The organism is Aquimarina sp. AWH4_224, from assembly GCF_056160245.1.
This window is the reverse complement of record NZ_JBSWWU010000029.1, coordinates 1-9,737: the sequence shown is the minus strand read 5'-3', so window position 1 is coordinate 9,737 and position 9,737 is coordinate 1. Positions and strand designations below refer to the sequence as shown.

Annotated in this window: 7 protein-coding genes; all 7 read left to right on the top strand. The window is 36.9% G+C overall.

All coding sequences use genetic code 11. The annotated features are described in order from the left end of the window. Positions 1 to 2,481 (top strand): SusC/RagA family TonB-linked outer membrane protein (locus ACXAGJ_RS24490; protein WP_474843802.1); only part of this gene is annotated, 2,481 nt, incomplete at its 5' end. 12 nt (positions 2,482 to 2,493) lie between these two features. Continuing rightward, positions 2,494 to 3,846 carry a RagB/SusD family nutrient uptake outer membrane protein gene (locus ACXAGJ_RS24485; RefSeq protein WP_474843801.1) on the top strand — a complete coding sequence of 451 codons (1,353 nt, stop codon included), beginning with the start codon at positions 2,494 to 2,496 and terminating at the stop codon, positions 3,844 to 3,846. 65 nt (positions 3,847 to 3,911) lie between these two features. Continuing rightward, positions 3,912 to 4,862 carry an isoaspartyl peptidase/L-asparaginase family protein gene (locus ACXAGJ_RS24480; protein ID WP_474843800.1) on the top strand — a complete coding sequence of 317 codons (951 nt, stop codon included), beginning with the start codon at positions 3,912 to 3,914 and terminating at the stop codon, positions 4,860 to 4,862. A gap of 5 nt (positions 4,863 to 4,867) precedes the next feature. After that, positions 4,868 to 5,761: a cyanophycinase gene (locus ACXAGJ_RS24475; RefSeq protein ID WP_474843799.1), complete on the top strand. Its 894-nt coding sequence runs from the start codon at positions 4,868 to 4,870 to the stop codon at positions 5,759 to 5,761. Between the two features lie 31 nt (positions 5,762 to 5,792). Next, positions 5,793 to 7,181 (top strand): YfcC family protein, encoded by a 1,389-nt coding sequence (locus ACXAGJ_RS24470; RefSeq protein WP_474843798.1) that lies wholly within the window; start codon positions 5,793 to 5,795, stop codon positions 7,179 to 7,181. Between the two features lie 13 nt (positions 7,182 to 7,194). After that, positions 7,195 to 8,262: a cyanophycinase gene (locus tag ACXAGJ_RS24465; RefSeq protein ID WP_474843797.1), complete on the top strand. Its 1,068-nt coding sequence runs from the start codon at positions 7,195 to 7,197 to the stop codon at positions 8,260 to 8,262. A 152-nt stretch (positions 8,263 to 8,414) separates the two neighbouring features. Further along, complete coding sequence (locus ACXAGJ_RS24460; RefSeq protein WP_474843796.1) at positions 8,415 to 9,485, top strand: cyanophycinase; 1,071 nt, start codon at positions 8,415 to 8,417, stop codon at positions 9,483 to 9,485. Positions 9,486 to 9,737 lie beyond the last annotated feature (252 nt).

Genomic DNA, 9,737 nt, shown 5'->3' with positions numbered 1-9,737 from the left:
GCCAGTAGCCAACCCTTATTCATTGTAGATGGAGTTCCGCTTGTTTCAAGAAACAATTCTGCTTTAAACAATAATATACAACCCGTAAACCCTTTGGCAGATATTAACCCTAATGATATAGAAACAATAACTATTTTAAAAGATGCAGCCGCAGCTTCCATTTATGGTTCTAGAGGTGCAAACGGGGTAATCTTAATTACCACCAAAAGAGGAAAAACAGGTAAAACTACAGTGGATATTGGTTATTATACCGGGATATCCAATATCACCAACTCACCCGACCTTGTAGACAGCGTAAGGTTTAAAGAATTTTTTAATACTGCTGCAGAATTTGATGGTCTCGGCCCAAACTTTTTTGATTTTATAGACACCTCGAATGGCGTAAATACGGATATCTTTGATGAAATTTTCAGAACTGGCTTTACCCAAAATTTAGATATTAGTGTACGAGGAGGTAATGAAAAAACAAGATTTTACCTTAGTGGTAATCTATATGAGCAAGAAGGTGTACAGTTAGGACAAGGTTTTGATCGCCTAAGTGGAAGATTAAACCTGGATCATAACATAAATGATAAATTCAAAATAGGAACTACCATTTTTGTAAACCGAAGTAATCATCAAAGGACTATTAATGAAAATGATGAATATGGAGTAGTTGTAAATGCTCAAGGATGGGATCCAACAGCTCCTATACGTGATGAAAATGGAGAATTCAACAACCCGTTTAGCTTCAATACCTGGTGGCCATTAGAAAATCCAGTTTTTATCGCAGAGCAATACAAAAATGAATCCCAAAGTACACGTTTACAATCATCGGCTTTTGTAGAATATAAAATTCTTCCTGATTTGAAGTTTAGATCGGCATTGTCCTTAGAATATTCTAATTTTGTTGAAGAATCTTTTACTCCTGTAGGCAGCAATAAATCCCCCGATGGAGAGGCCATTTTTGCAACTTTTGAGGAAACCACATGGCAAATAGAAAACACCTTAAATTATAACAAAGTCATTGGTGATAAGCATGCTTGGGGGTTAATAGGTGGATGGACCATGCAGGAAACAAAAACAACAGCTTCAGATCAAACGGGTGTTGGTTTTGCCACTAATAATACACCCAGTATCTCTGCTGCAGGAACCATTACCCAAAGTACTTCCGGGAAAAGTCAGTTTGGATTACAGTCTTTCTTCGGTAGAGCTAACTATACATATGACAACCGCTATATATTCTCTTTTACACTTAGAGCAGACGGGTCTTCTCGTTTTGGCGAGGATAACCAATACGGTTATTTTCCTTCAGGATCGATTGCATGGAGAGTTAACCAAGAAGATTTTTTTGATGTTGATGCTATATCTAATCTAAAGCTTAGAGCAAGCTATGGTATAACAGGTAACCAGGAAATCTCTTCTAATTGGATAGGAACTTACACTCTCAATGCCGATTATAATGGAAATCCAGCAATAGCACCTAATAGACTTGAAAATCCAAATCTGGGCTGGGAAAAAACCAACCAGCTTAACTTAGGGCTTGATTTAGGGTTATTTAAGAATAGAATCAACCTTACCGCAGATTATTTTCAAAAACAAACAGAAGACCTTTTGCTTAGCGCAGATGTTCCAGGGTTGACTGGTTTTAGTTCAGTATTTCAGAACATAGGTGAGATTGACAATACCGGTTTCGAATTTAGTGCCAATGCCAATGTTATTAACGGGAAGGATTTTAAATGGAATACGGGGGTTAATATTTCATTCATAACTAATGAAATTAAAAAGCTTCTTAATAACGGAGAAATCATAGGGCGTAATCATATTTTACAAGAAGGAGAGTCAGTAAGTACACTGTATTTAATCAAGTTCTTAGGAGTGGATCCACAAACGGGAGACGCACTGTTTGACGATGTAAATGATGATGGTATCATTGATTTTGATGATAGACAAATTGTTGGTAGTGCTTTACCTGATTATTTTGGAGGTTGGACTAATACAGTTTCTTACAAAGGGTTTTCTTTAACAGCAAATATTCAATTTTCGGGAGGAAATAAGATTTTTAATCAAAGTCGTCACGCATATGAAAATTTTGGATTTACAAGAAGTGGGATTCCCTATGGAAACATAAGTGAACGAGTTTATAATAACTATTGGAGAGAACCGGGTCAGATAACAGATGTTCCAAGACCATCGACACAAGCAGGACAATTACAAAGGTTTAGCACCCAATTTCTTGAAGATGGTGATTTTATAAGACTAAAAACGGCTCGTTTATCCTACTCACTTCCTTCCGAAGCCCTAAAAACAATCGGATTAGAGAATTTGTCTTTTTACATACAAGGACAAAACTTAATCACCATTACTGATTACCTCGGGTTTGATCCAGAAGTGTCAACAAACACATCTAGCCAACAGGATTTAAACATTCTTCAAGGTGAAGACTTTGGAACCCTAGGGCAGGCGAGAACATTCACTATTGGTCTTAACACAACTTTTTAATTTCTATTAATCATGAAAAAATCAAAATTATATATTGTAATAATGGCTTTCCTGCTTTCGGTAGTATTGGTTAGCTGCGATGATGTCCTTGATGTGGAATTAGATGATGAAATTCGAACTACAGAAGCTATAACAGACATAATTTCTTTACGTTCTGCAGTCACCGGGCTTTATGATATGATACAAAGCGGCACCTATTATGGTGGAGAATTCATACTAGCTCATGCCCTTACCGGAGGTATTGCAGATGCGACAGGATTTAGAGAGCGGTTTGCTCAATTAGACAATGCTATTATCCCGACATCGAGCGCTTATGTGGAAAGCAGTTGGGTAGACGTATACGCTGTAGTCAACGCCAGTAATCTCATTTTACAAAAAATGGACGAATTAAACCTGGAAGATTCTGATGCTAGGGGAACCGCATTATTTTTTAGAGCATTAGGTCTTTTTGATGCCCTTCGCCAGTTTGGACAATTTACAAATAGCAATTCTGAATTTGGGGTACCGGTATTTACCAATTTCGTTGATTCTCAATCTGCACTTAGTATCCCACGCTCTTCAGTTTCGGCTTCATTCGAACAAATCATCAATGATCTAAATGACGCAATTGCTCTATTAGGTTTTGACAATGATAAATTTCTGGTATCCAGAGGTACTGCCGAAGCTTTGTTGGCCAGAGTATATTTGTACCAGGGAGACTACCCTAATGCAGAACAATTGGCAACAGAAGTAATCAATAATCCTGATTATGATCTTAATACCGATTACAACGATATCTACGATATCGAAGCTAGTTCTGAAGCGATCTTTGAACTACAGTTTTTTGGGGTTGATGGCAATAACCTTACCACTTTGCTTTCTACTTCTCCTCCAGAAGTTTCAGCAAACTTTTCTGATTTCTTTGACCCAATGGATGCCGATAATGATCCTAGAAGCTTTAGGTATTTTGATGATGGCCGAATAGTTTTTGTAGACAAGTACGGAACTCGTGACAGTGATTTGGAAGGCAATGCAATTATTCTAAAACTTTCAGAAATGTACCTGATCAGAGCCGAAGCACGAGCTCGAATGAGTCCAACAGATTTATCTAGCGCTATAGATGACCTAAATATTATTAGAACTCGTTCATTGCCTTCGTTGCCCATCATCTCGGCAGACGTGCCTGATTTTGATACTTTTGTAAATATCTTGTTAGAAGAACGATCGAGAGAATTAGCTTTTGAAGGTCATCGTTGGTTCGACGTTGTTAGATTAGGAAGAGCTGAAACCATTTTAGGAATAGATACTTTCAGAACGGTATATCCTATACCTCAACGTGAGGTAGCCATTTCTGACGGAATTATTGTTCAAAATCCTGGGTATTAATTATAAAAGGTATCGACAAAACAAGAAAAATCAAAGAACTTTATAAAGATCCATTAAGAAAGATTATGTCAAAAAAAACAAATTACTCTTTATGCATTCATGGAGGGGCTGGAGTCATCAGTCAGGAGAACCTTTCGAATGAGGAAAAAGAGTTAATTATTAAAGATCTCAATGTTAGCTTATCTGCGGGAGAAGAAGTGCTCATCAAAGGCGGTTCTGCCATTGATGTCGTATGTGCAGCTGTTGTTTCTTTAGAGAACAGTACACATTTTAATGCCGGTAAAGGAGCGGTTTATTCCAGGAGTGGACAGCATTTTTTAGAGGCATCTGTTATGGATGGCGAAACGTTAAAAGCAGGAGCTGTAGCCAATAGTCGTTACATAAAAAATCCGATCGAATTTGCAAAAACCATAATGAATCGGGATGATATTGTAATGATATCTGGCCAAGCTGCAGACGAGTTAGCCAAAAAGTCGGGCCACCAAATGGTGGAGAATAATTACTTTGACACTACTTTCAGAGAGGAACAATGGAAACATGCTAAAGACATTGCAGATGATGCTACCTTTTTGGATCATTCTAATCTAAAAATGGGTACGGTAGGAGCTGTAGCTCTTGATACACAAGGGAATCTGGCTTCTGCTACTTCAACAGGCGGGATGACTAATAAAATAGATGGCCGTATTGGAGATACAGCACTTATTGGTTGTGGGACTTACGCAAACAACGATACATGTGCGGTTTCCTGTACCGGGATTGGAGAATTTTTTATTAGAGCTACTGTAGCTTCTATGGTTTCAAACCTTATGGAGTATGGAGGTTTAACGCTTGAGGAAGCTTCAAAAAAAGCAATACAACACCAAGCTAAACTTGGCGGAGACGGAGGACTTATTGCAATAGATTATCTAGGTAACATCATAATGCCTTATAATTCTGGGGGTATGTATAGAGGATTCATATCCGAACGCAAAAAAGAACGTAAAGTATTGATATGGAACAAAGAAGAAAATTTTTAGTAATTATGAAAATTTCTAACATCATCGGTATATTTTTAATCTTATTATTAGTTTCCTGTAATCAAACGTCAGATGCTGAAAACAAACAGTCCGCTATTAAAAAGGAAAGTTCTGCAAAAGGGAAGTTGTTTATTATTGGAGGAGGAAAACGTCCTCCTGAGTTAATAAAAGAGCTTATTAAAAGTAGTGGTTTGGATAAAGGAAAATATGCCGTTATTCTTCCTATGTCGAGTGCAGAGCCAGATTCAGCTATCTACTATTCCAAAAAGCAATTCGTTGATTTAGGAATCAAAGAAGATAACGTCAAGGGGTTTATTTTCAATAAAAGTGAACAGCCTGAAGAATGGATTAGAACGATCAAAAAAGCTGGGTTAATTTATATACCTGGCGGAGACCAAATGCGATTTATGGATGTGGTTCTTAATACCTCTTTACATAATGCAATACATGAGGCTTATTACAACGGAGCTACAATTGCAGGAACAAGTGCGGGAGCCGCAGTAATGGGTAAAAAAATGATCACAGGAAACGAATATAAACATCCTGAATATACGGGTGATTTCAATACCATTGAGGCTGATAATATTGAAATCAGGGAAGGTTTAGGTCTACTGCCACATGTTATTGTAGATCAGCATTTCATAGTGCGAATGCGAATGAATCGACTTATTTCTGCAGCTATTGAACATCCTAACCAAACAACTATTGGTATAGATGAATCTACTGCTATTTTGATTGAAAACAATATAGCGAGAGTTTTAGGAGAATCGCAAGTGATCGTAATGAAAAATCAAGATTCATTGATTCAAAAAAAGAATGGTCTTCTTGGTGCTGAAAGATTACAATTAAGTATTGTTTTGCCAGGTAACCAATTTGCGCTCACCCATAAAAAGCATTGATAATGCTGTATTATAAACATAATGTTTACAAATGAAACCATTAACCAAATTACCTGATACTATCGCAATTATACTGAGTATAAGTATCATATTTATCTTTTTAACCTGGGTCATTCCCGCAGGAGAATTTGATAGAGAACTGATCGACAGTAAAGAAATTGTAATTGCCGGATCTTACAAATCGGTTGCATCACAACCTCAGGGGTTAGGAGCATTTCTTACAGCACCCATTAAAGGTTTTTCTTCGGCATCCTTAGTCATTGCCTTCGTGTTTTTAGTAGGTGGGGCTTTTTCAATTATTAATAAAACCGGTGCTATAAATGCCGGTTTGTACAAGGTGATTCGATTTAGTCAAAAAAAACCTCGCTACAAAGTCTTTGTCCTTCCTGTGATTACAGCTCTATTTTCATTGGCAGGTGCTACTTTTGGAATGAGTGAAGAAATCCTTGTCTTTATCCTTATTACCATCCCATTAGCTCGGGCATTAGGGTATGACACAATTATAGGTGCAGCCATTCCTATAATAGGCACCGGAGTAGGCTTTGCGGGGGCATTCAGTAATCCTTTTACCATTGGAATTGCTCAAGGAATTGCTCAAATACCGATCTTTAGCGGAATGACTTATCGCTTAATAGTGTGGTTCATTCTTACCTTGACAGCATGCCTGGCTATCTCACGATACGCCAGAAAAATAGAAAAAGACCCTTCAAAATGTCTACTTTTCAAGCTGCAGGGCTCAAAAACAGCTATTGAACTTCAAGATGAAATTCTTCAATTGACGCAACAAAGGAAATGGGTACTCTTTGCATTTCTCCTAGCACTTGCAATTTTGATATACGGCGTAAATAATCATGGCTGGTATATTATTGAAATTGCAGGGCTTTTTATTGGGCTTGGAATCGTAGCAGCATTACTTTATCGAATGTCAGTATCCAATGCTATTCAAGCTTTCACAGAGGGCGCTAAAGAAATGATGGTAGCAGCATTGGTCATAGGGCTGGCAAAAGGCTTATTAGTAATTGCTCAGGACGGAAAAATCATTGACACCTTGTTGAATTCGGTAGCTGTAGCTGCAGGGAATACTCCAAAATACATTTCCGCAGAACTTATGCTATTGTTTCAAAGTTGTTTGAACTTCTTTATCCCATCTGGATCTGGACAGGCAGCATTAACAATGCCAATTATGGCTCCACTTAGTGACCTGCTTGGCATTAGCAGACAGGTTGCGGTTTTGGCTTTTCAGATAGGTGATGGACTTACTAATATGATTGTGCCTACAAGTGGGGTTACCATGGGTGCCTTATCTATTGCCAAAATACCATATAACAAATGGTTAAAATGGGCATTACCGATCGTACTTGTGTTATTCGTTATATCTATGCTGTTGCTACTACCTCCTTTATTTTTATTTGAATGGTAAAAAAACTTATCGTATGAAACATTTAACAATTATACTAATACTTATTTTATTCTCTTGTTCATCTGGTGATGATAATGGAGATACCAATCCTACGAATGGAAACAATAATCCACCAGTATCACAATCCTTCACATCCTATTTTATAGGTAATTCTACAGATTTGACCACAAGTCCATTGGGAGGCATATGTCTTATGGGAGGAGCTACCGAAAATAATGAAGCAATGAAATGGTTCTTACAAAGAGCAAATGGTGGAGATATACTTGTTTTAAGAGCAAGCGGATCTGATGGTTACAACAGATATCTATATTCTGAATTAGGTGTAAATGTAAATTCTGTAGAAACCATAGTATTTCATAATAAAGATGCTAGTGATGAGACCTATATTCATGACAAGATCAAAAATGCCGAAGCTATTTGGTTCGCTGGTGGAGATCAATGGCAATATATTTCTTACTGGAGAAATACGACAATTAGCGAATTGATTAATGAAGCCATCACCACAAAAAATATTACAATAGGAGGAACCAGTGCCGGTATGGCTATTCAGGGAGGGTATTATTTTTCAGCAAAAAATGGTACCGTTACTTCTGATAGTGCCCTAACAAATCCTTATGATACTAAGGTGACTGTAGAAAATGAACCCTTTATTGACAATACCTATTTAGCTGATGTAATTACCGACACGCATTATGATAATCCCGACAGAAAAGGAAGACATGTGACATTTTTAGCGCGAATTTTAAAAGATAACGCAGTTAAAGCAAAAGGAATAGCCTGTGATGAATTTACTGCAGTTTGCATAGATGAAAAAGGCTTGGCAAAAATATATGGAGGCCATCCTACTCATAATGATAATGCCTACTTCTTACAGGTGAACCCAGAATTAACAAATGCACTGCCCGAAAATTGTACTTCGGGAAATCCACTTGATTGGAATTTAGGAGGTACTGCAATTAAGGTGTACGCTGTAAAAGGTACTAATGACGGAGCGAATACCTTTGATCTAACAGATTGGCAAACCGGTAGCGGAGGAGTATGGCAAAACTGGTATGTCGACAACGGTAAATTGATGGATTAATCATAAACGATACAGTATATTTTAAATTATTTAAATATGTAGTAAACAAGTGCAGAAAAAATAGAAGTGAAAAGGACATGTTGCTAGGTGATAAGACATCAAATTATGTATTCAGAATAATTAGATTTATTAATAATTAAACACAACTCAAGATGAAAAAACTTTCAAACATTTCTTTACTTTTCTTACCTGTACTCTGTTGCTTTACTTCTTCCTGTGAAAAGGAATATGATGTACCTAACTATCCTGACAAGAATTTAATTGAAGATCATCAATTCAAAGCGAAAATCTCTTCAGCTTCTATTGGAATTGTAGGAGACCCCAATGATGTAACGTCTCAAACCTCAGCTGGGACTATACTTATGGGAGGTAGTTCTGATGTAGATGACGCTATTTCTTGGATGATCAATAAATCAGGTGGTGGTGACATTGTAATTCTTCGTGCTACGGGGACCGATGCTTATAACCAGTATATTTTTGATCTTGGAAAGGTAAATTCGGTAGAAACTTTATTAATCAACTCAAGAACGAAAGCAAACGATCCCGACGTTGAAACCACCATACGCAATGCAGAAGCTGTTTTTATTGCTGGTGGAGATCAATATGACTATGTTCGTTATTGGAAAGATACCAAGGTAGAAACTGCTTTAAATTATCTAAGAAATACTAAAAAAGTGGTTATAGGAGGCACCAGTGCAGGATGCGCTATACAAGGTGGAATTTATTTTGATGCAGAAAATGGAACAATTACTTCTCGAGAAGCATTGAGAAATCCTTATGATACTAATTTAACATTACAGAAACATAATTTTATCAATAATCCTTTTTTACAAGACGTAATTACAGACACACATTATGATAATCCAGACAGAAGAGGTAGGCACGTTACTTTTTTAGCTCGAATCTACAAAGATTGGGGTATCAGAGGAAAAGGAATCGGTCTTGATGAAGAAACAGCAGTGTGTATCGACGAAAATGGGAAAGCCCGAGTTTTTGGGTATGGATCTGCATTCTTCTTAAATCAATATGCTTTGGATCCAGAAAGATGTGTTCCAAGACGTTCTTTAGATTGGTATAGAAATCGTAGAGCCGTAGAAGTATATAAAGTTCGTGGAACTAGTTCTGGTAATAATTATTTTTGGTTAGACACATGGGGTAGCGGCTCTGGAGGAGATTGGCAATATTACTATGTGGATAGAGGAAGGCTAAAAGTTTCCTATTAAATATGGTTTGACCAACAAACCTATTTTCAAATAAAAAATCCTCTGAATATAATTCAGAGGATTTAAAAATGTACCCAAGGTGGGAATCGAACCATATTCTTTGAGTTATGATCTAAATAATTTTAGTTATAATTTTAAAAATTTAGAGTCAAATAAAGACATGCCAAAAGCAAATAAAAGTTCCGAACTTAAGTGCACCTTTTACTCTAAGATGTTCTTATTTATAGAAACTAGTTATATATTGTATCAAAA